Annotated in this window: 14 protein-coding genes and 1 riboswitch; of the genes, 4 read left to right on the top strand and 10 right to left on the bottom strand. The window is 57.1% G+C overall.

The annotated features are described in order from the left end of the window. Nucleotides 1-155: 155 nt before the first annotated feature. The 4 genes from J4D97_RS15200 to J4D97_RS15185 form a co-directional block, all read right to left on the bottom strand. Complete coding sequence (locus tag J4D97_RS15200; protein WP_208308274.1) at nucleotides 156-821, bottom strand: DUF2461 domain-containing protein; 666 nt, start codon at nucleotides 819-821, stop codon at nucleotides 156-158. Nucleotides 822-1,134: 313 nt separating this feature from the next. Next, on the bottom strand, nucleotides 1,135-1,971 hold the full coding sequence (locus J4D97_RS15195; RefSeq protein ID WP_208308273.1) for an MOSC domain-containing protein: 837 nt from the start codon (nucleotides 1,969-1,971) through the stop codon (nucleotides 1,135-1,137). Nucleotides 1,972-2,175: 204 nt separating this feature from the next. Next, nucleotides 2,176-4,476 carry a T9SS type A sorting domain-containing protein gene (locus tag J4D97_RS15190; protein ID WP_208308272.1) on the bottom strand — a complete coding sequence of 767 codons (2,301 nt, stop codon included), beginning with the start codon at nucleotides 4,474-4,476 and terminating at the stop codon, nucleotides 2,176-2,178. Nucleotides 4,477-4,954: 478 nt separating this feature from the next. After that, nucleotides 4,955-6,577 carry a S8 family peptidase gene (locus J4D97_RS15185; RefSeq protein ID WP_208308271.1) on the bottom strand — a complete coding sequence of 541 codons (1,623 nt, stop codon included), beginning with the start codon at nucleotides 6,575-6,577 and terminating at the stop codon, nucleotides 4,955-4,957. A gap of 420 nt (nucleotides 6,578-6,997) precedes the next feature. Here J4D97_RS15185 and J4D97_RS15180 point away from each other — a divergent pair, with 420 nt between their 5' ends. Together J4D97_RS15180 and J4D97_RS15175 are read left to right on the top strand one after the other, a co-directional pair. Then, a complete protein-coding gene (locus J4D97_RS15180) occupies nucleotides 6,998-8,896 on the top strand; it encodes a right-handed parallel beta-helix repeat-containing protein (protein ID WP_208308270.1) in 1,899 nt (632 codons plus the stop codon). A gap of 162 nt (nucleotides 8,897-9,058) precedes the next feature. Beyond that, nucleotides 9,059-10,810 (top strand): glycoside hydrolase family 10 protein, encoded by a 1,752-nt coding sequence (locus tag J4D97_RS15175; RefSeq protein WP_208308269.1) that lies wholly within the window; start codon nucleotides 9,059-9,061, stop codon nucleotides 10,808-10,810. Nucleotides 10,811-11,012: 202 nt separating this feature from the next. On the opposite strand, the gene J4D97_RS15170 is transcribed toward J4D97_RS15175, so the two are convergent. The 3 genes from J4D97_RS15170 to J4D97_RS15160 form a co-directional block, all read right to left on the bottom strand. After that, a complete protein-coding gene (locus J4D97_RS15170) occupies nucleotides 11,013-12,245 on the bottom strand; it encodes a hypothetical protein (RefSeq protein ID WP_208308268.1) in 1,233 nt (410 codons plus the stop codon). A 145-nt stretch (nucleotides 12,246-12,390) separates the two neighbouring features. Next, complete coding sequence (locus J4D97_RS15165) at nucleotides 12,391-13,941, bottom strand: SusD/RagB family nutrient-binding outer membrane lipoprotein (RefSeq protein ID WP_208308267.1); 1,551 nt, start codon at nucleotides 13,939-13,941, stop codon at nucleotides 12,391-12,393. Nucleotides 13,942-14,070: 129 nt separating this feature from the next. After that, on the bottom strand, nucleotides 14,071-17,184 hold the full coding sequence (locus J4D97_RS15160; protein WP_208308266.1) for a SusC/RagA family TonB-linked outer membrane protein: 3,114 nt from the start codon (nucleotides 17,182-17,184) through the stop codon (nucleotides 14,071-14,073). A gap of 345 nt (nucleotides 17,185-17,529) precedes the next feature. Between J4D97_RS15160 and J4D97_RS15155 the strand changes: the two genes are divergently transcribed. After that, nucleotides 17,530-18,711, top strand: a complete 1,182-nt coding sequence (locus J4D97_RS15155; protein ID WP_208308265.1) for an acyltransferase family protein — start codon at nucleotides 17,530-17,532, stop codon at nucleotides 18,709-18,711. A 121-nt stretch (nucleotides 18,712-18,832) separates the two neighbouring features. Further along, nucleotides 18,833-19,285, top strand: coding sequence for an OsmC family peroxiredoxin (locus tag J4D97_RS15150; RefSeq protein WP_208308264.1), 453 nt, complete (start codon nucleotides 18,833-18,835; stop codon nucleotides 19,283-19,285). Nucleotides 19,286-19,296: 11 nt separating this feature from the next. Here J4D97_RS15150 and J4D97_RS15145 read toward each other — a convergent pair whose 3' ends face one another. The 3 genes from J4D97_RS15145 to J4D97_RS15135 form a co-directional block, all read right to left on the bottom strand. Next, nucleotides 19,297-19,524 (bottom strand): DUF2905 family protein, encoded by a 228-nt coding sequence (locus tag J4D97_RS15145; RefSeq protein ID WP_208308263.1) that lies wholly within the window; start codon nucleotides 19,522-19,524, stop codon nucleotides 19,297-19,299. Nucleotides 19,525-19,625: 101 nt separating this feature from the next. Beyond that, nucleotides 19,626-22,730, bottom strand: a complete 3,105-nt coding sequence (locus J4D97_RS15140; RefSeq protein WP_243900334.1) for a glycoside hydrolase family 3 N-terminal domain-containing protein — start codon at nucleotides 22,728-22,730, stop codon at nucleotides 19,626-19,628. Between the two features lie 312 nt (nucleotides 22,731-23,042). Further along, nucleotides 23,043-23,759 (bottom strand): 3-ketoacyl-ACP reductase, encoded by a 717-nt coding sequence (locus J4D97_RS15135; RefSeq protein ID WP_185280915.1) that lies wholly within the window; start codon nucleotides 23,757-23,759, stop codon nucleotides 23,043-23,045. 257 nt (nucleotides 23,760-24,016) lie between these two features. Beyond that, nucleotides 24,017-24,211, top strand: a riboswitch (cobalamin riboswitch). Nucleotides 24,212-24,359: the final 148 nt, after the last annotated feature.

Here is a 24,359-nt window from a genome sequence, read left to right as displayed (position 1 = left end):
CTGTCATCCTGAGCTTGCGGAGGACCTTATCACACTGAACGAGTCGTTGTTACGTCAGTCGTTCAGTGTGATAAGGTCCTCCGCAAGCTCAGGATGACAGCCGGCTTTTTATTTCCCTACCTCACTATTGCATTGCTCTGCGCTTCACCGCTCCGTTACTCCTCTCCAATCGCCTGATTAAGAAACTGCACCAGGGGCTGCGCTACGTGCAGGCTTTCTACAGCACGAGCCACAAAATCGGGTTGGAGTAGTTCGGCGTCGGAGATGGGGCGACTCACTAAGTAGCTTTTCATCTTGAGCCATTCAATGTCAGGGTCGTTTTTGTCGTAGCCTTTGGGCGGACGCTGGAGCCGGTCGCCCTCCAGGCCGTCGGGGAAGTGGCGCACGAACTCGGGGTGCTGGCGCAGGGCGTGGAAGGTATCGGGGGAGTAGTGAATTTCCTGGCGGATGCGTTGCAGGCTGGCCGTATCGGGCAGCCACTTGCCGGCACCCAACCAGGAGTTGCCGGGCTCCAGTGTCAGGAAATAACCCGCCCAGCGCGAGTGCCTGCCCTCGGCCTTGAGGCCCGCACCCATGTGGCGCTTGTAGGGGTCCTGGCCCTGTTGAAACCGGTCGTTTTTGTTGATGCGGTACATCGTTTCGCCGGCTGTGAGGGTTTGTAGCGCCGGCTCGAAGCCCTGTACTCCCTGGAGTACTTCCGCTACCAGCTTCTTGAACACGGCCCGGGCCTGGTGGTATTCGGCGCGGTGCTCGTCCATCCAGGGCTTATTGTTGTTAGCGGCTAGGCCGCGTAGAAAATCCAGTATTGAAGCACGATTCATGGCTGGGCATACGGGCCAGGGTAGGCGGGAGTTGGGTAGGGTAGGAGCTAGGAGGTGAGTAAGCCGTTCTTTATTAGGGCATCCTGCGCCATTCTATTAGGGTATTCTGGCCATCTGTCATCCTAAGTGGAGCGAAGGACCTTCTCACATTAGAATGACAAGCGTAACAACGACTCGTTCAGACGTGAGAAGGTCCTTCGCTCCGCTCAGGATGACAGATGACGTCGAGCTTTCGACATCGTTCAACGACGTTTACCACCCCGCCCTACGGGCACCCTCCTTAGAAAAGGAGTGGTTCTAGCTTAGTTTGGATCTAGCTCTGTTCTTTATACCCCAGCACTGTGAGCGGGTCGCCTACCCGGATGGTGCCCTGGCCGCTGGCGGTGACGTTCTGGCCGAACATCACCTTGCGGCCTACCGTACGGTAGGAGGCCAGAGTGCTCAGGGTTTCGGGGTTTTTCTGGGCAGTTTGTTGGTCGATGGTAGTGACGACGCAGCGCCCGCAGGCCCGTACGGCCCGAAAGGCTATGTCGCCTACCCGGAAATCGGCCCAGGTATCCTCATCGAAGGGTGCGCCGCCTGTGAAGACTAGGTTGGGCCGGAAGCGGTCCATCAGGACCGGCGTGGTGAGGCGTTCGTTCAGATCATCCAGCGCAGCCTGCCCGATGAGGAGGTAGGGGTAGCCGTCAGCAAAGCTGACGAGCGTGCCCGCCGGGTTCAGCTCGGGCTTGTCGGGCTCTACCTCGCGCCGCACCATTTCCGACATATACACCAGCCGGCACTCCTGACCCAGGGCTTCGGTCAGCCATTCGTCGGCGGCCGGGGTGCCGCGCCAGGCAAAGACCATATCGTCCCAGATGGTCACGAACAGGGTCTTTTCCCGATCTGCCTCGAAGGGAATGTAGAGCGGTAGGAGGTCGGGGTGCTGGCGGTGCGTGAGCAGAAAGCCGTTGAAGGCAGGAGCTACGTCCAGAAGGGCCATAGTAGCAATCTGCCGCTGGGTCATAAACTGGTTGCGCGCATCCACAATCAGCCAGCGCCGGTCGTATTGCAAGCCGCGCATGCCCACAGCTGCCTCGGTGAGTCGGATGCCGCCCAGCGACTTCACGGGGTAGATGTAGATATCAGAAAGGGTGAGGGGGGTAGCCATTGGGCAAAGGTAAGGAGGCAACGGGTAGAGGCGATCTGTAAAAGAAGGTCATTTCGACCAGCGGGAGAAATCTCGCGTGCTCTTGCAGGCTGTCCCGCGTACGCGTTCAGCATGACGTCCTAAAACAAACCAGACAAACACAAAAAAACCGGCGCGGGAGATAAGTCCCGCGCCGGTTTGGCTTTGAGCAACTATCCGCGAGGACTATTGCTTGACAAACTTGCTCTTCTTGCCCTGCACTTGCACCACGTACAAGCCGCTGGGTAGGTTGGCTACCGACACCGAAGTGGTCTGATCGGTGAAAGAGTGGGTCAGCACACGCTTACCCATCATATCGTACACTTCGGCTACGTGTGCACCGCTGCCCAGGCCGCTAATGTTCAGTACATCGGGGGTAGGCACGGGGCTCAATACCAGAGCAGGCGCGTTACCGGCTGGTACTGCAATGGTTACCACAGGCGAGAAGCTCTCAGTGCCATCGTTGTCGAGCTGGCGCAGGCGGTAGTAGGCTTTGCCTTCGGGAGCGTTGGCATCACGGTAGGCGTAGGCATTGCGCTGGCTGGTGCTGCCGTTACCGGCCACAAAACCCAACGTAAACCACTGGTCGCCGCCTGTGCTGCGCTGCACCTCGAAGCCTTTGTTGTTCTTCTCCGAAGCCGTAGCCCAGTTTAGACGAACGGCTGAGCCTTCCAGCTGGCCAGTGAAAGCAACGAGTTCGACGGGTAGGGGAGCGTTGCCGTCACCGAGGGTGAAGTATCCGTTAAGGGAGAACTCACCTGTTATAGTAACTGTATTATCTGATGCATTAACGGTTCCGCCTAGTCGCTCATACGGAGGAGTATTCTCCTGTTCTGAACGGAATACGCGTAACTGACTCTCAGGAATACCATTTAGCTCTCCATTAGTAGTAGCTGGCTGATTAGGATATGAATCACGGTAGCCAAAGATGAGTGTCGAAGCCAACACCTTATTGTTAGTAGGAGTTATCTTATACTGACGGGTTATGCTCTTGCTATTGTTCGGTCCAGCTTCTGCAAAACCAGTACGCCGCAAAACAGTAGTTGAGCCTGGCAATGTTTCGAAGGAGGTACCAGAAGGGCTGATTCTTAGACCGATGTTATTGAAGATTACTTGTGCATTAGGTGTTGATAGGTTGCCTTGGGCTCGCACATAACCTAATACGTAACCGCCGCCACCGCTATTTGCCTCATTCAATCTTGAACCAGGCTGAAGTTCCAGTGTATAATTCGTTGTATTTAGAATAGCACCGGCACCTACAGAAATATTACCGTTAATAGATAAATTATTGGTTAAGTTTTTCTGTCCAACATTAGTAAAGCTAACATTATTAAAACTAGCTACTGAAACAATGTCTTGTGGGGTAGTACCATCCAATACAAGCGTCTGAGATCCTGCATTAAAAGTACCAGGTGTGCTAAAATTCCCTGCTACTGTTAATCTACTATCACCTTGCGAAAAGGTGCCACCATCTGCAACAAGGAAATTTTCCGTTACAGCAATAGTACTATTAGATCCCCCTGCATTTAAAGTACTATTAGTACCCACAACTAACGAACCGTTGATCTGCCAAGGACCACTATTACTTGCACGGGTGATTGTTGGCTGAATCGAACTTGAAGTGAATGGTGTCTTATTTATTGTGAAATCATATACCTCAATAGCTCCGAAATCAGTAATATTTCCGCCGATGTGTGTATAACTCTGTCTAGAGAAGGCAGCAGCAGTGTTATCTCCTGAATCATTCACATTACCATCTGATACGTTGTTAACAGTGAAGTAGCGGATAAATTCAGGAGAGTAATACTTGGCGCCTGCTACCTTATTACCGAATGCTGGGTTTCCGAAAGGGATAGATGCAAAGGCTTCGCCGTATTCTGACGAATTAGCATTGCCACTACTAGGATTAGTTATGAAGCCAAACCAATTAAATGGTTTAGGATTTTCACTTTGGTCTTTATTAATTTTTGACCAAGGAATAGCTATTTCACGAACATCAAAGCTTTTTGCATAAGGTCCAACAAAAAGACCCTGGTCAGGATTGCCGTTTTCCGCTTTAGTCCAACTACCAGAGCCGTCTGACACCTGACGTTCTTGATACCCATCCTTAAAATAAATGGCTCTATCAGCACGGAAAGGTAACAATCCTGTTACCCCATCATAGTTAACCCCTGATAAACTTCCATCATTATTGTTGCCTCCATTTACTATCGGCAAAGGATCAGAATCTATATATACAACTGCAGCAGCAGTGGTATTAGCATTACTGATAGCAAAGTATACATTTTTTGCATCCCAAGTCATGCGCCAAACAGCGCTTCCACTGTTATAGATGTTACCACTATAGATACTTCCATCGTAACTATCCTCATCATTTATAACTCCATCAATCTTAGGAGTACCGTATTGTGCCTTCACGCTCCCTACCGCCAGCACGAGTAAGAAAAGAGTACTAAGGACTTTTCGAGTTAGATATAAGTGTTTCATTCTGAGAAGGTGGAATAGAAGAATTCAGTCACAAATTTAACGTATAGATGAAAAAATTGTGTTAAATAAATTTTACATTTAACAAAAACTTACTTTAGTTATATAATAAGGAATACGTGCCAGCCTATATATTTCCTGATAAGAGAAAAGGTGCATCTAGGATTAATCCTGCTGGGAATCTTTATAGAAAAGCTCTGCGCTAAAAAGTGAATGAAAAAGTCTATTATAATAGACAAGCACTGATCTTATCAGGGAGAAGGATAAACTGAGTTTTAGAAATATTCCCTTCAAAAATTATAATTGAATTATTCGAGTAGCAAAAAGGGCGTGCAACCATTTGGAATTCTTCTAGTAAGGATTGTGATAAAAGTATATAAGTATTTGACATATAAAGTGATAAGTGTATAAAAATAAACGGCGCAGCAGCCCCGAAAACCGGTAACTGCCGCGCCGTATGCGCTGTTTGCTACAAAAAGATCTACTGCACCTGCTGGGCCATTTGCACGGCCTTATATAGGTTCACCAGACCGCCCGTATTCGACAGCTCCGCAAAGTCGATAGTGGTTTTGCCCCCGGGCTTGAGCACTTTAGTATGCAAGGGAGTAGCCGACTCGCGGATGATGCGTTTCAGGTCTTCGGGGCTGAGCTTAGGGAAGTAGGATTTCAATACAGCCGCCATACCGGCTACCATAGGGCCGGCCATACTGGTGCCGCTTTCGTTGCCGTAGGTGTTGTTGGGGAGGGTAGAGTTGATCTGCACGCCGGGTGCAAACACGTCCACATTTTTCTTGCCGTAGTTGGAAAAGTCAGCTACCAATTCTTGGTCGTTGGTGCGGGAGGAGGCGCCTACCGTAATTAGGTTCGGGATGGTCTTGGTGTTCAGGAACACCGGCGAGGGGTATTGCTTCTTGGTGTCGATGTCAATGGACTCGTTGCCGGCGGAGTGTACGAGCAGTACCCCCTTGGTATCGGCGTAGCGGATGGCTTCTTCCACGGCCTCGCGGTGGGGCGAGAAGTACTTGCCGAAGCTCATGTTAATCACCTGCGCGCCGTTGTCCACGGCGTAGCGGATGGCGTTGGCCACGTCCTTGTCGCGCTCGTCGCCATTGGGCACGGCCCGCACGGCCATAATGCGCACGGGTAAGCCCGCCACGCCCATAATGCCCACGTTATTGGTTCGGTCGCCGGCAATAATGCCCGCCACGTGAGTGCCGTGGGTAGGGTCGGGGCCGGTCACGTCGGCATTGCCATAGAAGCGCTGCTTTAGGTTGTCGGGGTCGTCGCCCACAATGCTGCGCGGGTTGAACTTGAGGTCTAGGGAATATTCTACTAAGTTTTTGGTCTGTTCATAAGCGTGCTTCATATCGTCCAGCACCGATTCCATATCGGCGTAGCCGCCAGCCTTCAGGTTTTGATAAAACAGCTGGCTGATGCGGCGCAGGTCGGCATTGTCGGTGGGTGGGTTGCGCAGGGTAGCCGTATCCAAGCGCGACACGCCCAATGCCTGCTTCATCTGATCGGCCACGGCCTGGGTCTGCGGATACTCGTCCTTGTACTGGTCGTAATGCTCGTTGTCTTCCTTGTAGTGCGTCTGGTAGGACTTTTTCACCTGCTGATATAGGTCGAATTCCTCGCGCTTGGCGGCGGGCACTTGGTTGCGAGTTTTGCCTTGGTAGAGCGGTTCCAGACGGGCCAGCATGCGCGTGTCCTCGTAGGCTTCCACGTCGATGTTGCGGCCATCCTGGCCTCCAAGGAAGTTCCAGCCATATACATCGTCAATGTAGCCATTGCCGTCGTCGTCTTTGCCATTGCCGGCAATTTCCTTTGGGTTGTGCCACATCACGCCGCGCAAATCTACATGGGCGGTATCCACGCCACCGTCAATCACGGCCACGGTAACGGGGGTAGCGGTGCGGCCTTTCAGAAGCTCCTGGTAGGTGCGCTCAGCGCTCAGGCCCATCACGCCATTGTTTTGTTGTGGGTCGAGCAGATGCCATTGGGGCTGGGCAGCAGAGGGGGAGGGGGTGGTTTGCGCAGCGGCAGCCAAAGGCAACAGCAGCGCTACCAGGCCAGCCTGGCAGGAGAGAGGGGAAAAGCGCATTAGAGAAAAATAAGGAGACAAAGAGGCAGCTGCTACACAGTTGCCGTGGGATGCTGTGCCTAACACAACGAAACGGCAAGCTGGTTCTTGCTTTCAGTACAAGATTCAGAAAAATCTCGCTTAGTTACACCGTTCTGGGTCAAGTGTAGTGAATGAGCCTAGCGAATTGAAGCAGATTACTAGGTGAACATAATTTTTTATATGTCATTATTCTATAAAAAAGTAGAATAGGAAACGCTAGAGAAATTGTATTTAGTAAGTATACAATTATAGATAAGGGGTGTTGCACTACGCAAATTCAAATTGTGTATATAAAGTGTTATAGCTTGATAATTGCTATTGAAAAACCACGTAAATAGATTTATTCTGGTGTGGCATTATTCTTTATGCTGGTGTTCCTGAAGCCTAATCACTTAAGGAATGCAAATACGTTTACTATTTTTCTTATTTGCGCTGTTGCTGACCAGCAAACAAGCAGCTGCTACCACATATTATGTGCGCATTGCGGGTAATGATGCGCAGGCTGGTACTACCCCTGCTACTGCCTGGCGCAGCATTGCGCGGGTAAACGCCGCCACGCTGCAACCCGGCGACCAGATATTGTTTGAGGGAGAGCAGACCTTTGTAGGTGGCTTGCAGCTGAAGGGCACTACGCAAGGCACGGTTGCGCAGCCCATTGTATTCGGCTCGTATGGTCGGGGCTGGGCTACCATCAGCAGCGGCGGTACCTACGGCTTGCTGGCCCGTAACGCGGGCGGTATTGAACTGCATCGCCTGTATTTCGCCGGCTCGGGCCGGTTGAACAACAAGAGCGCTGGTGTGGTATTCGTGCTAGACTCGGCGGCTACGCAACTCCCGCACCTGGTGCTCGACAGCCTCGACGTAAGTGGCTACCAGCAGGCAGGCGTTACGATCAGCAGCCAGCGAGCCGGTAGCGGCTACACCAGCGTACATATCACCAACAGCCGCGTGCACGACAACGGCGAGGCGGGCATCAGTTCGTATGGTCCGGCTGCGTCCACTCACCGCAACTGGCACATAGCGCGTTGCCAGCTGTATAACAACACCGGCCGGCTCGATCTGAAGCAAACCCGCACTGGCTACGGCCTGTTGCTGGCTCACGTAACGGGTGCCGTAGTAGAGCAGTGTGAGGCCTACAACAACGGCCGCCTAAACGCCTACCCTGCGGCTGGCCCTGCCGGTATCGGAGCCTGGCGCTGCACCAACCTGACGGTGCAGCAGTGCCGTTCGTACAATAACCGCTCGGGTACGGTACGGGGTGGAGGCTATGCGCTGGAAGGCGGCTGCGCTAACGCTGTAGTTCAGTACAACTACGCCCACGACAACGAAGGCCCTGGTTACGCCATCAGCCAACCCGATACGCTATCGGTGCCTAGTGCCAACCTGACGGTGCGCTACAACATCAGCGACAACGATGCCCGCCGCGCCGACCAGGGCGCCCTGGCGGTGCTGGCACCTGCAACGGCCGAACAAATGCAGCGCATCAGCCTGCACAACAACACCGTACTGGTAACGAAACCTGCCAACAATTCGGCACCCGTGGCTGTCCAGCTCGGAGGCGGTGCGGCCAGCGGAATAACCCTGCGCAACAACCTATTGCAGACCACCGACGGCCTGATGCTGGTAGACGCTAGCCTGACCACCGGCGTACGCCTGGAAGGCAACTGCTACTGGAGTAGCGGCGGAACTTTTGCATTGCGCTGGGACAACGCTACCTATACCGCGCTACCCACTTGGCGCCAGGCTACCACGCAAGAGCAACTAGGCGACCGACCCTGCGGCCTCAGCATCAATCCTCAACTGCGCACTGCCAAGCAGAGCGATGCAGCTACGGCTACTCCAACCGCCGCCGCTACGGCCGCCAGCAGCGACTACCGACTGGCGCCTACCTCAGCGTTGGTAGCGGCGGGGCTGAACCTGTGGGATGAGTTCCGGCAGGAAGCAGGACCGCGCGACTACTTTGGGGTGGCAACACCCGCAGCGGGCGTACGGGGTAGCATTGGGGCATCAGAAAGCCCAGCCGTGACGCTGCCTACGGCTACACCCGCTGTCGTTTCGGGCGCGTGGTGCGCGGCCTACCCCACGCGCACCCACGAGTTGGTACGCGTGGTGCTGACCAACACACCCACTGCTGATGTAGCCATTCGCCTCTACGATATGCAGGGCCGCACCTGCCTGACGCGCACGCTGCACGGCCGCGAAACAGAAGTGCCCGTAGCTGGCCTGGCCAGCGGCGTGTACGTGCTGCGCGTGGAAGCCAATGCCCAGCACTATCAGCAGCGTATTGTGGTGGAATAGAAATACGCATCAGCTAGTAAGAAAACCGTCTGTCATCCGGAACGCAGCGAAGGACCTTCTCACGTGAGAAGGTTCTTCACTGCGTTCCGGATGACAGACGGTTTTTACTGACCACCCCACAACTCGTAACTTGCGCGCTTATTCGATTTTAGAAGCGTGCAAATGATGCAGGTAGTAACTACCCGCTGCCGATGGGGCACGGGCATGATCATGCTGGTGTGGCTGTTGCTGAGTGGTGCCGTGCAGGCCCAGGACGCGCCGCCTAAGCGGGAGCTACGGGGCGTTTGGATTGCCTCGGTGGCCAACATCGACTGGCCCAGCCGCTCCGGCCTCACCGCCGACCAGCAGCGCAACGAGTACCGCCGCATGCTGGACCGGCAACAGCGCACGGGCATCAATGCGGTGTTTGTGCAGGTGCGGCCCGCTGCCGATGCCTTTTACCGGAGTGGCCTGGAGCCCTGGAGCAAGTGGCTGATGGGCCAGCAGGGCAAAGACCCCGGCTACGACCCGCTCCCGTTCCTGATTGACGAAGCACACAAGCGCGGCATGGAGTTTCATGCGTGGTTTAATCCCTACCGGGCTTCGCAGGATACCCTAACGCGGCGCCTCGCCGCTACCCATGCCTACCGCCAGCACCCCGAATGGTTTTTGCGCTATGGCGGCAAGCTGCTGTTCAACCCTGGGTTGCCGGAAGTGCGCCAGCGCATCACAGAAGTGATTCTGGACGTAGTGCGCCGCTACGATATCGACGGCGTGCACTTCGATGACTATTTCTATCCCTACCCCGAAGCGGGTCAGACGCTGCACGATGAGGCGGCATTTGCCCAATTCAACCCTGACCACCTCGCGCTGGCCGATTGGCGCCGGCAAAATGTAAACCTGCTGATTGAGGGCCTGAGCCGCGAGATTCACGCCACTAAGCGCTGGGTGAAATTTGGGATTTCGCCGTTTGGGGTTTGGATGAACCGCTCGGCCCACCCCGAAGGCTCCGATACGCGGGCCGGCCAGCCGACCTACGCCAACCTCTACGCCGACACGCGCCTGTGGCTGCAACGCGGCTGGATTGATTATATCGTGCCGCAGCTGTACTGGAGCAGCAATTTCCGGCTGGCGCCCTACCCGGTGTTGGTGGAGTGGTGGAGCCGCAACCACTTCGGGCGCCATCTCTACATTGGGCAGGCGCCCTACCGGATGCTGGAGAACACCCGCGGCGACACCACGTGGCGCAACCCCCGCGAGCTGATGCGCCAGATTCGCCTCAACCGCAGCTACCCCACGGAGGTAGGCGGTAGCGTGTTTTTCAGCTCGAAGTCCTTGCTGGCCAATCCGCTGCACGTCACCGATTCGTTGCAGCAGAATGCCTTTCGCTACCCGGCGCTAGTGCCTATTATGCCTTGGCTGGATGCGGTGCCACCTCGCCCGGCTCAGCAGTTGGTATTGATTCGCACGCCCCCGGCCGTGACGCTCACCTGGCAGCCCGGCCCTACCGCCGCCGATGGCGACGATGCCTGGTACTTCGTGGTGTACCGCTTCGCGGAAGGCGAAACTCCCTCGCCCGACGACCCCCGCCACATTCTGGCCCTGGTGCCACGCACCGCCTACGCGCCTACCCTGATTGATACCACGGCCCTCACCGGTGTGGAATACGCCTACTACGTAACGGCCGTAGACCGCCTACACAACGAAAGCGCACCCGTGCACGTGGTGACTAGGAAGGGGGCTATTATGGTAGCGCAAGCGCCCCAGCCAGCCACTGTGCCAGCGCTGCCCATACCGCCTGCCCCCGCGCCGCCTACCCCCAAACCAGCTACCGGCACAAAGGTGAAAACCAAGACCGAAGCCGGCACCATCAAAAAGAAAACCAAGCTGAAAAAGCGCCGCAAAGGCTTTTTCGGGCGGTTGTTTGGGGGATGAGAAAGGGTGAAGTTGTGAAGTAGTAAATAGTAAAGGAAGGCATTGAAAAGCGGCTGTCATCCTGAGCGGAGGGAAGGACCTTATGCCAGTTGAACGAGTCGTTGTTACACTTGTCGTTCTGGCGTGATAAGGTCCTTCGCAAGCTCAGGATGACAGCCGCTTTTCAATGCCTTCCTTTACTATTTACTACTTCACAACTCCCTTACAACATTCGGTATTCGAACCACACCCGCGACGTGGTGCCGGTAGTGCCGGCTTTCACGCTCAGGATGCGTAGGAGCATCACCTCCCCGGTGCCGCGCACACGTACGGCGTATACATCACCAGGGGTGGCGGCGCCCAATTCAGCGGTGTTTGTATTGCGGTATAATAGATTACCTACGGCGTTGGCGGTTGCCTGCGTATAAAAGCCAGCGGCTACCTGGGTGGCAGGCACTTTGTAGAAGCGCGTGTTATTGCCGGCCGTAAGCGTGACGCTGCCGTTAGTGGCGCCACTCACAAACAAATCCTTCGTGTCTGCGGCGCTGGTTGCGGGTTCGTTGCGGGCCAGCTTCAGGTTGTAAGCCAGCGAGTCGGGAGAAGCACCGGTGCCGAAGCTTACCGAGCCGCGCTGGGTGGTAGCCAAGGCGGTAGGCGCCACAATATCGAGCGTAGCAGATGCCAGATTGACGCGCTGGGTTTGGGCAAAAGCCGAGAACAGGAACGTGACGGGCTGCCCCTGCGCCCCCGTGGGAACCGTTACATCCACGGTGCGCGTGGTGGCTACGCCAGCCGTTGGCGTACGCAATACCCCCTGGCGCACGGGCGCTTGTGTGCCTACGCGGGCGTAGTACACCAGGCTGTCGATGTTCTTGAACAGGGTAGCGGTGCTACCAGCGGCAGGCACCGTCGAGATACCGCCCTCGTTCATCACAATCGAGTAGCCAATCAAGTCGCCGGGGCTCTGGGCGCTGGCGGCTAGGCCGTTGCGATAGGTGGCGGGGGTAGCGCCAAACTTGAGGGTAGGGGACGCGGCAACGGTGTAAGAGAAGCGCCGCAGCCGTTTGGAGCCATTGGCAAAATTCAGCGTCACATCTACGCGCACGGGCGTTTTGTTCGCTAGCGTGGCAGGCACAGTATAGGGCACCAGTTGGGCAAAAACCTGACTGGTAGCATCCAGCGCGCCATTGGCCGGGTAGGTGCCCACCACGGCCGAGTCTTGCCGGTTTATAACTTGAAATACGGTGATGTCGCGAAGGTTGTCCTGCTGATTATAGCCTACAGCTACAGGTACGGTTTCGCCGGGCGCAAACTTGGTGGAGCCGAAAACCGGCCCACCTATCACCCCGAAGCCTGCTTCCTCCTGGGTGTCGTACAACTCATCATACGGCTCCTTCTCGCAGCCCGCGAGTAGGGTCACGACCAGGCCCGCTACTACCGGTAGCGTACGGCGCAAGGTGAAAAATCGAGAATATATCATGACGACGATATGCGTTTTGAAAATGAAAGGGTAGGGCGTTAGTCCGCTTGTTAGCGTTGCCTGTCATTCCAAGCGTTCTGCTTAATGCGCAGGATGCCCAGAATGACAGGTAACGGTCTTTTTAATTGGCCTGGTCCCACCACAGGGGCTTCGTGATGTAGTCGCCGTTGGAGGTGGCGCCCACGTCGCTGAACAGCTTGGACACGGCGTCGGGATTGTAGAGCACCTCGGTGGCCCCGGGCAGCATCCGGCGCGGAAACTTGCCATCTACTTCGGGGTTGGCATTCACCGGGAAGCGGAAATTGGGGTAGGTAGTGGCCGAGAAATCAAAGCGACGCAGGTCTGACCACGACTCCGGATTCAGGAACATGGCAATGTATTTCTGCTCCATAATGCGCTTCAGCGTGAGCTGGCTCTCATTCTGGGCCACGGCGGCACTACTCAGGTAATCCTCAATCTGGGCTGTGGAGATGAGCGGGAACGTAACGGGTGGCAAAGCATTGGAGCCCCCAGAACCCACTTTCTCCATGTGTGCCCGAATACCGGCCCGGTAGGCCGTAAAGGCCCGCGACAAATTGCCAGCCCGAAACGCCGCTTCGGCCTCAATAAACTTGGCCTCCGCATACGTCATCACCTGAAAAATGCCTAGGTCGCGGGCATACCAGCTGGAATAAAAATCAGCGTAACCATTCAGCACGAAGCTGGTGGAAGGCACACTTACACCAGGGTCGGTACCCAGGCTGATGGGGGTAGCCATAATGGTATAGCGTGGGTCCACAATGCCGGGGTAGGCCGCCCCACCCGCGTTGCCGTTCAGGTACTTGATAATGTTAGCCGAGAAAGTGGCCGTCGCATAGTTGTTGCGGGTGGTGCCGAAGATGTTGGTGGTATTCACCTGCGGCGCCACGGCCGGAATAAACTGAATCTGCGCGTCGTCGGCGTTACTGGTGAAGCCTTTGTCGAGCAGCGCCAATACCTGCTGCGGGTTGTAGGAGCTCTTTTTGGTGAGGTGGTTGAGCTGACGTGCCTTCAGGGTGTTGGCAAAGCGAATCCACTTCTGCACGTCGCCTTTGTACAGTATGTCGCCGCTTTCGCTGGGCGAGGTCACATACAGTGGCCGGAATTCCTCGCTGGCGGGCCGCTCCATTAGGGCAATGCCCTCATCCAGCAGCGTATTGATGGTAGCGTAAATCTGCTGCTGCGAGTCGTAGGCGGGCGTGTAGTTGGCCGCGCCTTTGAATGCCTCGGTGTAGGGAATGTCGCCCAGCATATCGGTGGCGTGGGCCAGCACCATGGCGGTCATAATCTTGCCCGCGCCCACGTAATACGGCGAGCCCTCGGCCTCCGCGGCGGCCGTCATGGTCGGCACGTTGCCGGCTGAGTAGTAGTAGGTGTAGTTGAAGGTATTGGTGCTATTGCCGTTGGAAAGGTAGTACTGGTCGGTGCTGGTAGCCGGGGTTTTGCGCACCGTGTATTGCGTGAGGTAGGTAGTGGTGAGCGAGGTAAACATCTGCGTCTGAATGCCCTGCGAAATAATGCCGGGCAGCAGGAAGTTCGGGGTCGTCGTCACCGGATTGTTGGGGTCGGTGTTCACATCAAGGTAGCTTTCGCACGCCGTGAAGGTGCCGCTACCCAGCAAAAGGCCCAGGAAGAGAAGATATCGTTGTTTCATTGAATTGATGTGTGTAATGGACCCCACCCCAACCCCTCCCCTCCGGGAGAGGGGCTTTAGCTTCCAGAATACTATAACCTAGAATTAAAGCCCCTCTCCCGGAGGGGAGGGGTTGGGGTGGGGTAGCAATTAGAAATTCACCCGCAGGCCCATGTCTACGCCACGGGTGGCGGGTACGGCTCCATAGTCGAAGCCGCCAGAACCGCCGCCGCGCACGCCGGCGCCCGAAGCGGCCGTTTCGGGGTCCACCCCCGAGTATTTGGTGAGCAATACCAAGTTGCGACCAGTCACGTTCAACTCGATGCCCTTAATGAACTTAGAGCGTTCCAGCAAGGCAGCGGGTAGGGCATAGGTAAGGTTCACGTAGCGCAGACGCACCCAGGAGCCGTCTTCAATAAACGGCGTACCAATGGCTCCCAAAATGCTCGTGTAGTATGCTTGCGTCAGCTCCACGGGGCGCGTGTTAGCCGTGTAGGTGCCGTCTGCGTTGGCTATTACCCCATCAAACACCACTTGCTTATAACGGTCTGTGGTTCGCTCGGCCAGACCGGTAATGGTCATATACTGCTCGTTGCCGTTGAACACCTTGCCGCCCTTTCTGAAATCGGCCAGGAACGACAAGCCCAGGCCCTTGTAGCTGAACGAGTTGGTGATCTGCACGGTGAAGTCGGGGGCGCGGTTGCCGGCATACACGTAGGTGCCGGTGTTGACGAGGGGATAGCCCGTGGTCGGGTTAATGAGCACCTGTCCATCGGGGGAGCGCCGGAAATCGGTGGCGCTGATGGACGAAATCGGGCGGCCAGGAAACGCGCCTCCGCGGGCACCATTTAGGAACGCATCCGACTGATACACCTCCGTCAGGAAGCTCGGCAGCGACTCCACCTTGTTGCGGTTGCGGGTGTAGTTGGCCAGCACGTCCCACGTAAAGCCGCTGGCAGCCCGCACGGGCGTACCCGTCAAGGATACTTCCCAGCCTTGGTTGCGCACGTTGCCCGCGTTGATGTACTGCAAAATGAAGCCCGTGGCCTGGCTCACGCGCGGCCCGATAATTTGGTCGCGGGTCAACTGGTTGTAGTACGTCACGTTCAGGCCCAGGCGATTCTGTAAAAATTGCAGGTCCACGCCGCCCTCAATGGCGCGGGTGCGCTCGGGCACCAAGTTGGCGTTGGAGCCAAAGAAGCCGTTGCGGAAGCCGCCGCCAATGTAGCTGGCCTGCGCCAGCGGCGAAAACACGCGGTAAGGTTGGGTGTCCTTGCCCACATCGGCCACCGCCGCCCTAATCTTACCAAAGTTCAGGTAGCGGTTCTGGTCGAGGCCCAGCAGGTGCGTAAACTGCCAGCCCGCCGCCACCGAACCGTAGCCGAACAGCTTGCCAAAGTTCTTGTTTTCGTCGGGGCGGGGTAGGGTGGAGGATTGGTCGATGCGGCCGTTCACTTCCAGCGTCACCTGTTGCAGCATGTCCAGGCTCAGACGGGCAAAGTTGCCAATCAGGCGACGGTCCTGCGTAGTAATTAACACGTTGCGGTTCACCGTGTTGTTGATGCTGGTGAAGCTCGGGTTTTGAAAAATCAGGCCCAGATTGTCGGTGGTTTCGCGGTGCTGATACTCCACAGTGTTGCCCAGCACCAGCGAGCCGCTGAAGTTGTCGCTGAAGCTATGCGTAAGTGTGCCCAGCAGGTTGCTGGTAATGAGCTGGTTGAAGATATCCGACTCCGAGATGCCGCCGTTCTGGTTGTTGGGCTGGGTGGTGCCCACGGCCCGCACCGAGCGGTCTTTCTGGAAGTAGAAGTCGTTGCCTATGTTGTAGCTGAAATTCAGCCAGTCCGTCGCCTTAAAGCCCAATTGCACGTTGCCCAGCATGCGATTAGTGCGGGTGGTTTGGGGGTTGCGGTACACCTGAAAGTAGGGGTTGTCGGCATCCGTAGCGGCCTGGGCGGCGCCCAATAGGCGGCGCACCGAGCCATCGGGGTTCAGGTAGTTGCGGGCGTCGTCGTTGCGGGGCCAGTTCAGGATACTAAGCAGGTAGCCCCCGGCGCCTTGGTACAAACCCTGGCCTTGCAGGGGCGTGCGGGCACCCGAGTTCAGGTATTCCACCGAGCCCGAGGCGCTAAGCTTGGGCGAAAGCTGAAACGTGCCCGATAGGCGCGCCGTGGTCTTGTCGTAGGCACTGGTAGGCGCTACGCCGGTTTGGTCCAGCCGCGAGGCCGACACGAAGAACGTGCCCTTGTCGCTGCCGCCCGACATGGTGAGGTAGTGCTGCCAGGTTTTGCCGGTCTGGAAGAAGTTGCCCAGGTTGTCGTACACTGGCTCGCCCTCTTGGAAGCGTGGCCCCCAGGAGCCGCGCACGCCCTGGTCAAATAGTCCCTGTGAGCCTTGCTTGTACTGGTCCTGAAGCTTGGGTAGGCGGTTCACCTCATCCACCGAAAACTGCGTGCGGTAGTTGAGCGTCGTCACGCCCTTGGTGCCTTTCTTGGTGGTAATTACCACGGCACCGTTGGCGGCGCGCAGGCCGTAGATGGCCGAAGCGGCCGGGCCTTTCAGCACCGTCATGCTCTCGATATTCTCTGGGTTCAGGTCGCCGGCGCGGTTGGTGCTGGCGGCCGTGCGGCCCAGAATACCGTTGAAGCCCGAGCCCCCACCCGGCGCCGTCGACTCCACAAACGAGGAGTTGTCCATGATGATGCCGTCAATTACGAACAGCGGCTGGTTGTCCGAATCCAGCGAGGCCCCGCCGCGAATCACGATAGACGCCCCCTCGCCGGGCGCGCCGCCCGAACTGGTTACCTGCACGCCGGCTACCTTGCCCTGCAAAGCATTCACCACGTTCGGCTGCCGCGACTCAATGATGTCCTTGGCCTTCACCACCTGCACGGCGTAGTTGATCTTGGCCTGCTCTTCCTTGATGCCGTAGCCCGTCACTACGGCCTCTTGCAACTGCTGCGCCGACTCGCGCAAACTCACGCTGATTTCGCCGCTGGCTTCCACGGTGCGCTCCTGGCTGGTATAGCCGATAAAGCTGAAAACCAATACAGTACCCGGTGCAGCCTGTAGCGTGAAGCGGCCGTCGCCGTTGGTGGTGGCGCCGTTGGTCGTGTTTTTCACCACCACCGTCACGCCGGGTAGGGGAGAGTTGTCGGAAGCGGCCGTGACGACGCCCGTTACGGCGCGGGCTGCCCCCGTTTGGGCGTATGTGCTGGGCACCACAAAGCCTAGTAAGAGGAGAAATAGTAGGAGTTTGTGCATAGGTGTGGAAAGGGAAAGGAAGAAGAAAGGCCAGTTGGTTGGGTGAAAACCCGTACAAATGCGAGGACGTGTAGGAGGGTAGTACTGAAAATAATGATACTACTGCCGCCAGTATACAAATCAGGGTAGGGGGTTGCTATTTAAAATACAAGCAAGCCCTTAGCTGTGAGGAGGAACGGATTTCCAATCTACATTTTCACTGACAATAGCGCAAACGTGGCGGCGCATTTGTCGAGGTATCTTATGGCTCTGTAGGGCGTAAACTTGGCTTTATCGGTTGCATGGCCGGGATGCTTGCTGGTAGGTCTTGCTGAAATATCTACATTTAGCAAAACGCCCCTACCTATGCAAACCACTACCCAGGCTGCCACCGCTACCACCGGCGCCCTACCCCTCGCCGAAGCCTCGCAGCCCGGCCGCCTGCTTTCCTTGGATGTGTTCCGGGGCTTCACGGTGGCCGCCATGCTGCTCGTCAACAACCCCGGCGACTGGGGCCACATCTACGCCCCGCTAGAGCACGCGCACTGGAACGGCTGCACCCCCACTGACCTGATCTTCCCGTTTTTTCTGTTCATTGTGGGCGTGAGCATTGCCTACGCGCTCGGCACCGCCCGGCAAGATGCCAGCCGCCACCCGCAGCTGCTCCTGCGCGTGCTGAAGCGAGCGGCCATCCTGTTCGGGCTGGGCCTGCTCATGGCCCTGGAGCCCCGCTTCGATTTTGCCCATGTGCGTGTGCTGGGCGTGTTGCAGCGCATTGCGCTGGTGTTTCTGGTATGCGGAGTAGTGTTCATAAAAACCAATTGGCGCATCCAGGTAGGGCTGCTGGTAGCAGCTTTGGTTGGTTATAACATCCTGATGCAGCTGGTGCCGGTGCCGGGCGTAGGAGCCGCCAACCTAGCGCCGGAGACCAACCTCGGCGCCTGGCTCGACCGCACGGTGCTGGGCGAGGCGCATCTTTGGAGCCAGAGCAAAACCTGGGACCCCGAGGGCCTGCTGGGTACCCTACCCGCCGTGGGTACCGGGCTGCTGGGGCTGCTGGCCGGGCAGTGGTTGCGCCGCAAAGCAGTGCCTGTAGCCGAGCGCATCGCCTGGCTGTTTGTGATAAGCGCCGCCGCCATAGTGCTGGGCCTCATCTGGAACGGATGGTTTCCCATCAACAAAAGCCTGTGGACCAGCTCCTTTGTGCTCTACGTGGGCGGGCTGGGCGGCGCTACCCTGGCGGCTCTATACTGGCTCTGCGATGTGCAGGGCTACCGGGGGTGGTGGTCGCGCTTTGCGGTGGTGTACGGCGTCAATGCCATTACCGTGTTTTTCCTGTCGGGGGTGGTAGCGCGGTGGCTGGGTATGTGGCAAGTGCCCGATGGAGCAGGCGGCACCACCTCGGCGCACCAGTGGCTGTATCAGCACTTCTTCGTGCCCTACCTCAGCCCCTTTAATGCTTCTCTGGCCGCGGCCATTGCATGCGTGCTCATCTGGTACGGCGTACTATGGTTGATGTATAAGCGTCAGATTATCATTAAAGTATAACCAGCTCGCTGCTATTCGGATGCATTGCTGTATGCCAGGCTCCTGCTAGTGTAGGATGGTATGCTTATTTAGACATTACACTGACTTTCAGAGGTATAGTCTTTAACTTTTACTTACCACTATGATAACCACCCGTTCTGCTATAGCCCACTGGTCGGGCACCGGGACCAAAGGCGAGGGGCACCTGACCACCCCAAGCACCGTCTTGCATCAGACCCGCTACTCCTACCTGACTCGGTTTGCCGATGGGGTAGGGACCAACCCCGAGGAGCTAATAGCCGCCGCGCACGCGGGCTGTTTCTCCATGAAGCTGGCCTTCGATCTGCAAGCATTGGGCCTCACGGCTACTGCCCTTAACACCACCTGCGAGCTGAGCAGCGAGGAGGGAGAAATTGTGAGTTCGCACTTGCGGGTATATGCGTCGGTGCCGGGCATCACGCCCAGTCAGTTCGAGGAAGTAGTGGAGAGCGCACGGCAAAACTGCCTTATCTCCAAGATGCTCAACCTCAACCTTTCCAGCGAAGCCAAGCTGATAGACGAAGCGGACATAACGGAAGCCGGACTGCCGAGGTAGGGAAAAGCCCGCTAGCTCAGGCGCCGGACAACCCACAGCACCAAGCTGAGTAGCAGGCTGACAACCAGCATAGAAACAAACGGCACATACAACCGAAAGCCGGGCCGCTCCACGCGAAGGTCGCCGGGCAGGCGGCCAAACCAACCAAGCAGGCTACCGCCGCCCCACCAGATAAAAGCGCCCAACAAAGCCAGCCCTAGGCCGAGAAAAACCAGCATTTTACCAAGCTGCGGACTCATATAAGCAGTAATGAAAGATGGTCTGCTCAATATAAACACAATGCCCGTCGAAGCAGCAAAACCGCTGCACCGACGGGCATTACAAATGAAAGCGCACGATGCTATTCTTCTTTCGGCACCGTTGACTCGATGGGTAGGCGCGCCGTTTTGCCTGCTTGCGCCGCCTCAATGGCAATTTGCAGGAACTTGCTGCGTACACTCAGCTCCCCTAGCTTGTTGTTGTTGCGGGTAGGATACACGCGGTTGGTCAATAGAATGCACACCAGATCTTCGGTGGGCTCCACCCAGAAGTAGGTGCCCGTGTAGCCGGTGTGACCGTAGCTCTGTTGGGAGGCACTTTTGGCAGAGTTGATGGTCGGGTCGGCCGTGGGGCGGTCGAAGCCCAGGGCGCGGCGATTGTCGGGGCAGAACTGGCAGCGGGTATACTCTTGTAGCGTTTCCTTTTTCAACACCTGCTGACCACCGTAGCGGCCATTCCAGGCGTACATCTGCACCACTTTAGCCAGGTCGTTGGCGTTGCCGAACAGCCCAGCGTGGCCCGAAAGGCCGCCAAGTAGGGAAGCGCCTTCGTCGTGCACGACGCCGTGTAGCAGTTGGTGCCTATACAGCGAGTCGTATTCTGTGGGCGCAATGCGGCTGAGCGGGAAGCGGCGCGTGGGGTTGAAGGTAAGCGTGGTAGCGCCCAACGGCCGGTAGATTTCCTGGGTCAAAAACTGGTCCAGCGGCTTGCCCGACACGCGCTTCACAAACTCGGGGTACATGATAAACGACAGGTCGGAGTAGACGTAGCCTGGCTTCGCGTTCAGCGGCGAAGTACCAATTTCCTTATGAATGCGGTCGGGCATATCCTTGCGCACCCACACGTGCGGGGCCGCCTGAATCGGGAACCGCGCCGACGAATCGGCCCGGAAGTAGCGCCGGCTCATCTCGCTCGGCTTCTTGTCTGATACCGTAACGGCGTCGGGGCGCTTGTTGAACAGTTGGTTGAAGAAGCCTTGCGGCGCGGTATACTCTTTCCAAAACGGAATCCAGGCCTTCAGGCGGGCTTGGTGCGCGAGTACGTCGCGCAGCTTGATATTCTCTTTATTGGTGCCTTTGAATTCCGGGAAAACCTGGCCCAGGGTCATCTCCGGCGAAAACTTGCCCTCGTCCTGTAGCTTCATCAAAGCGGGTAGGGCCGCCGTGATTTTCGTGACGGAAGCCATGTCGTACAAGTCGGTGTTGGTGACGGGACGCGCCTTTTGGCCAGCCGTAGGGTAGGTGTGCGTGCCATAGCTTTTGCGCAACACCACCGTGCCGCGCCGGGCAATAACCACCTCTGCGCCAGGAAATGCCTGCGCAGCAATAGCATTGGTAATCAGCGAGTCGATGCGGGTTTCGAGGTTGTTGCTCATGCCCACGGCCTCGGGGTAGGAGTAGGCCAAACGCTGTCCGCCCTGCGTGGTGAGGCCGGCACCGTACGGGAACTGGTGGTTGATGGTGACGGGTAGGTGCCCGGTGGCGCCCACGCCCCCGAAGATAATTTCGGCGGCTACCTCCTGCGCATTCTGGCTTTCCTGGTAGGCCAGGACCACGGCAGTGGCGCGGTTCAAATCGCGCAGCTTGTCTACCGCATACGCATTGCCAAACACGCTGACCACTACCCGCTGTTTCCCAGTGGTCAGGTCGCGCAGTAGCACATTGGTTTCGGGCGTCACACCAAAGTTGGTGGCAGGTAGGCGGCCCAGGTTGTTCACACCCACTAGAATGGTGTTGTAAGGCTTCAGCGTCTCACGCATGCGCAACAGCTCGTCGAGGCTGGCAGTGGCGGGCAGCCAGAAGTGCTTGGTGGTAGCATAGTCGGCCACTCTCTTCTGAAAGTAGGTGGTGTCGGTGGTGCCGATGGTGAGGGTCGCTATCCGCAACGTGTCGAGGCGTTGCAGGGGTAGGGCTTGCTGCTGATTGCGCAGCACCGTTACGCTTAGCTCCGAGAGGCGGCGCGTGAGGTACTCGGCGTGGGGCGTGTTTAGGTCTTCGTACAGATTTTTCAGCTCCACAGGGCGGTAGTGGTCGAGGCCGGACCACTGCTTGAGGGCCAGTACCTTGCGGCAGCGTCGGTCTATTTCCTGCTGCGTCAGCTCGCCACGGTTGATGGCCTCGCGCACCATGCGCAGGGCCAGCGGAATGTTCTTCGAGAACTCCAGAATGTCGTTACCAGCCAGCAAGGCGCGCACGTCGGCCTCGCCGGGCGGGTACTTGCTGATAACGCCCTTCATGTTCATGGCGTCGGTGAAGATCATACCATCGAAACCCAGCTTCTCCTGAAGCAAACCCGTCACAATAGGCTTGCTGAGGGTGGAGGGTAGGCCGGTGCTATCGAGGGCCGGAATGTTGAGGTGGGCCACCATCATGCCACCCAAGCCGCGCTTAATGAGGCTCTTGAAAGGAAATAGCTCCAGCGTATCAATGCGGCGCTGGTCTACCCGAATGAGGGGTAGGGCTAGGTGCGAGTCGGTGTCGGTGTCGCCGTGGCCGGGGAAGTGCTTGGCCACAGCTAGCACACCGGCGTCCTGCATACCGCGCATGTACTGGTAGCTTTTCTCGGTGACGTCCTCGCGGTTTTCGCCCCACGAGCGGTAGCCAATCACGGGGTTGGCGGCGTTGTTGTTCACGTCTACCACCGGCGCAAAGTTCACGTGCATGCCAATGCGCTTGAACTCGCGGGCAATTTCCTGGCCCATGTCGTAGAGGAGCTGGTTGTCGCGAATGCCGCCCATGCTCATCTGGTAGGGAAACCGGATGGTGCTATCCAGGCGCATGCCCAGGCCCCACTCGCCATCCAGCGCCACCAGCAGCGGTACTTTGCTCTGGCTTTGGTAGCGGTTTAGCAGCTTAGCCTGCCGCACCGGGCCGCCCTGAAAGAAGATAAGCCCCCCAATCCCATACTGCTGAATGAGCGCCGACACCGAGTCTTCGAACACGCGGTTGCGGTTGGAGTAGGCAGCCACCATAAACAGCTGCGCCACGCGTTGGTCAGGCGTCAGCGTCGCCATCACCGAATCAACCCAACGCGAACTAAGCTGGGGCGCAAACGGCACCGGCGCATGCAGCGAAGCGGCTGTGGGAGGAGTTTTGGCTTGCTTGCGCCGCCGCTGAGCAGAGACGTCCGGGGTGTGCAGCAGCGTCAGCAGCAGCAACAGGAGCAGTGGAAAACGAGAGGTAGGCAAGGTATTTCGCAACGGTTGAGACACGTAAGTTGCGAAAATAGAGGAATAGAGAAGGAAATAGTTGCACAGAATGCCCTTTTGTAAACGCAGACCGTCCTTTCGACCAGCGGGAGAAATCGCGCATGCTGATAATAAGAACGTCATGCTGAGCGGAGTCGAAGCATCTCTACCGTGAGTAATTCCTGACAATTGAGATTACCGTTGTGGTAGAGATGCTTCGACAAGCTCAGCATGACATTTACTATCTATTAGCGGCACGCGCGATTTCTCCCGCTGGTCGAAAGGACGTTCTTGTCAGAGCCTACCTGAGAGCTACGGATTGGTGCTCCACAAACCGGCTTCCTTCACAAACACCCGGCGGTTCAGCTTCAGTTGGGCAATGATGAACTCGGCCAAATCTTCCGGCTGCATCACTTTCTCCGGGTTGCCATCCGTAAGCTTCAGCTCCTGCGCAAGCGGGGTAGCCACGGTGCTGGGCGTGAGGGCCGACACGCGAATGTTGTGCTTGCGCACCTCCTGCATTAGCGACTCGGTGAGGCCGAGCACGGCAAACTTGGAAGCCGAGTAGGCGCTGGTAGCCGCCGCCCCGCGCTGCCCAGCCGTAGACGAAATGTTGATGATGTCGCCGGTCTGGCGCTCAATCATGCCGGGTAGTACGGCGCGGGTGGCATAGTACACGCCCATGAGGTTCACCCGGATAATGTTTTCCCAGGCTTCCGGCTCCTGCTCCAGAAACTTGCCGAACGCGGCCGTACCGGCGTTGTTGATGAGAATATCAATGGTGCCAAGCTGCTGTTGCACCTGTGCCGCGGCAGCTTCTACGGCGGCACGATCGGCCACATCTGCCGTGACAACGGCCGTTTTCACGCCCAGTTTTTCTAGTTCGGCGGCTACTTCGCGCAGGTCGTTTTCAGAGCGGGCCAGCAGGCCCACGTGTACACCTTCTTGCGCCAGAGCCACGGCTACGGCGCGGCCAATGCCTTTGCCAGCGCCCGTTACGAGGGCAATTTTTCCGGTGAGGTTTTCCATGTGAGTAGGGGGGATAAATAAAAAGAGTTGAGTGGTAGCCTCTGCGCGGTGTAGAGACGCATACTTGCGTCTCGTCGTTGCTGATGTTGTTTGTATTGGCTGTTATTTAATGATGAACAGGTGTCGCTCAACGACGAGACGCAAGTATGCGTCTCTACACCGTACGAACTTTGAACGGTGATGAGTAGCCTTAACCAGCCAGCCGCCGAGTTGTTGCGCCGGAAATTTCGCGTATCATTGCCCCTAGTTCTTTGCAATATCAATTGCCGTAGAGGGGTTTTCGGGTAATACCGGAATTAATAAGGAACCGTGTGTGAATCACGGGCTGTCGCGCAACTGTAAGTACCCAAGCAAGTTACGATCCGTAGCACGTCCATTGTTCTGCCAGGCAGAATGAGAAGGATGATCGTAATGGTACAAGCCAGGAGACTTGCCTTTCTACGCCTTGACGTATGCTTCCGCGCTCTGAAGCAGTAGTCTGGTCAATTGCATACTGCTGTCTTTTCAGGGCCTCCGCGGGGTGGAGGCTGGCGCGTGCGTATGCGCGCCGGATGGTAGGGTGCAGGGTAGGCCATACGCTGTGTTGGGCACGTAACGTAC

The sequence above is a fragment of the Hymenobacter defluvii genome, from assembly GCF_017589435.1.
Lineage (GTDB): Bacteria > Bacteroidota > Bacteroidia > Cytophagales > Hymenobacteraceae > Hymenobacter > Hymenobacter profundi.
This window is presented reverse-complemented; position numbering and strand designations above follow the sequence as displayed.

Bases quoted from the DNA above. Each gene is read 5' to 3' on its own strand.
- J4D97_RS15165 (WP_208308267.1), bottom strand. From the start codon at position 13,941: ATGAAACAACGATATCTTCTCTTCCTGGGCCTTTTGCTGGGTAGCGGC.
- J4D97_RS15200 (WP_208308274.1), bottom strand. From the start codon at position 821: ATGAATCGTGCTTCAATACTGGATTTTCTACGCGGCCTAGCCGCTAAC.
- J4D97_RS15160 (WP_208308266.1), bottom strand. From the start codon at position 17,184: ATGCACAAACTCCTACTATTTCTCCTCTTACTAGGCTTTGTGGTGCCC.
- J4D97_RS15195 (WP_208308273.1), bottom strand. From the start codon at position 1,971: ATGGCTACCCCCCTCACCCTTTCTGATATCTACATCTACCCCGTGAAG.
- J4D97_RS15190 (WP_208308272.1), bottom strand. From the start codon at position 4,476: ATGAAACACTTATATCTAACTCGAAAAGTCCTTAGTACTCTTTTCTTA.
- J4D97_RS15135 (WP_185280915.1), bottom strand. From the start codon at position 23,759: ATGGAAAACCTCACCGGAAAAATTGCCCTCGTAACGGGCGCTGGCAAA.
- J4D97_RS15180 (WP_208308270.1), top strand. From the start codon at position 6,998: ATGCAAATACGTTTACTATTTTTCTTATTTGCGCTGTTGCTGACCAGC.
- J4D97_RS15185 (WP_208308271.1), bottom strand. From the start codon at position 6,577: ATGCGCTTTTCCCCTCTCTCCTGCCAGGCTGGCCTGGTAGCGCTGCTG.
- J4D97_RS15145 (WP_208308263.1), bottom strand. From the start codon at position 19,524: ATGAGTCCGCAGCTTGGTAAAATGCTGGTTTTTCTCGGCCTAGGGCTG.
- J4D97_RS15150 (WP_208308264.1), top strand. From the start codon at position 18,833: ATGATAACCACCCGTTCTGCTATAGCCCACTGGTCGGGCACCGGGACC.
- J4D97_RS15155 (WP_208308265.1), top strand. From the start codon at position 17,530: ATGCAAACCACTACCCAGGCTGCCACCGCTACCACCGGCGCCCTACCC.
- J4D97_RS15175 (WP_208308269.1), top strand. From the start codon at position 9,059: ATGATGCAGGTAGTAACTACCCGCTGCCGATGGGGCACGGGCATGATC.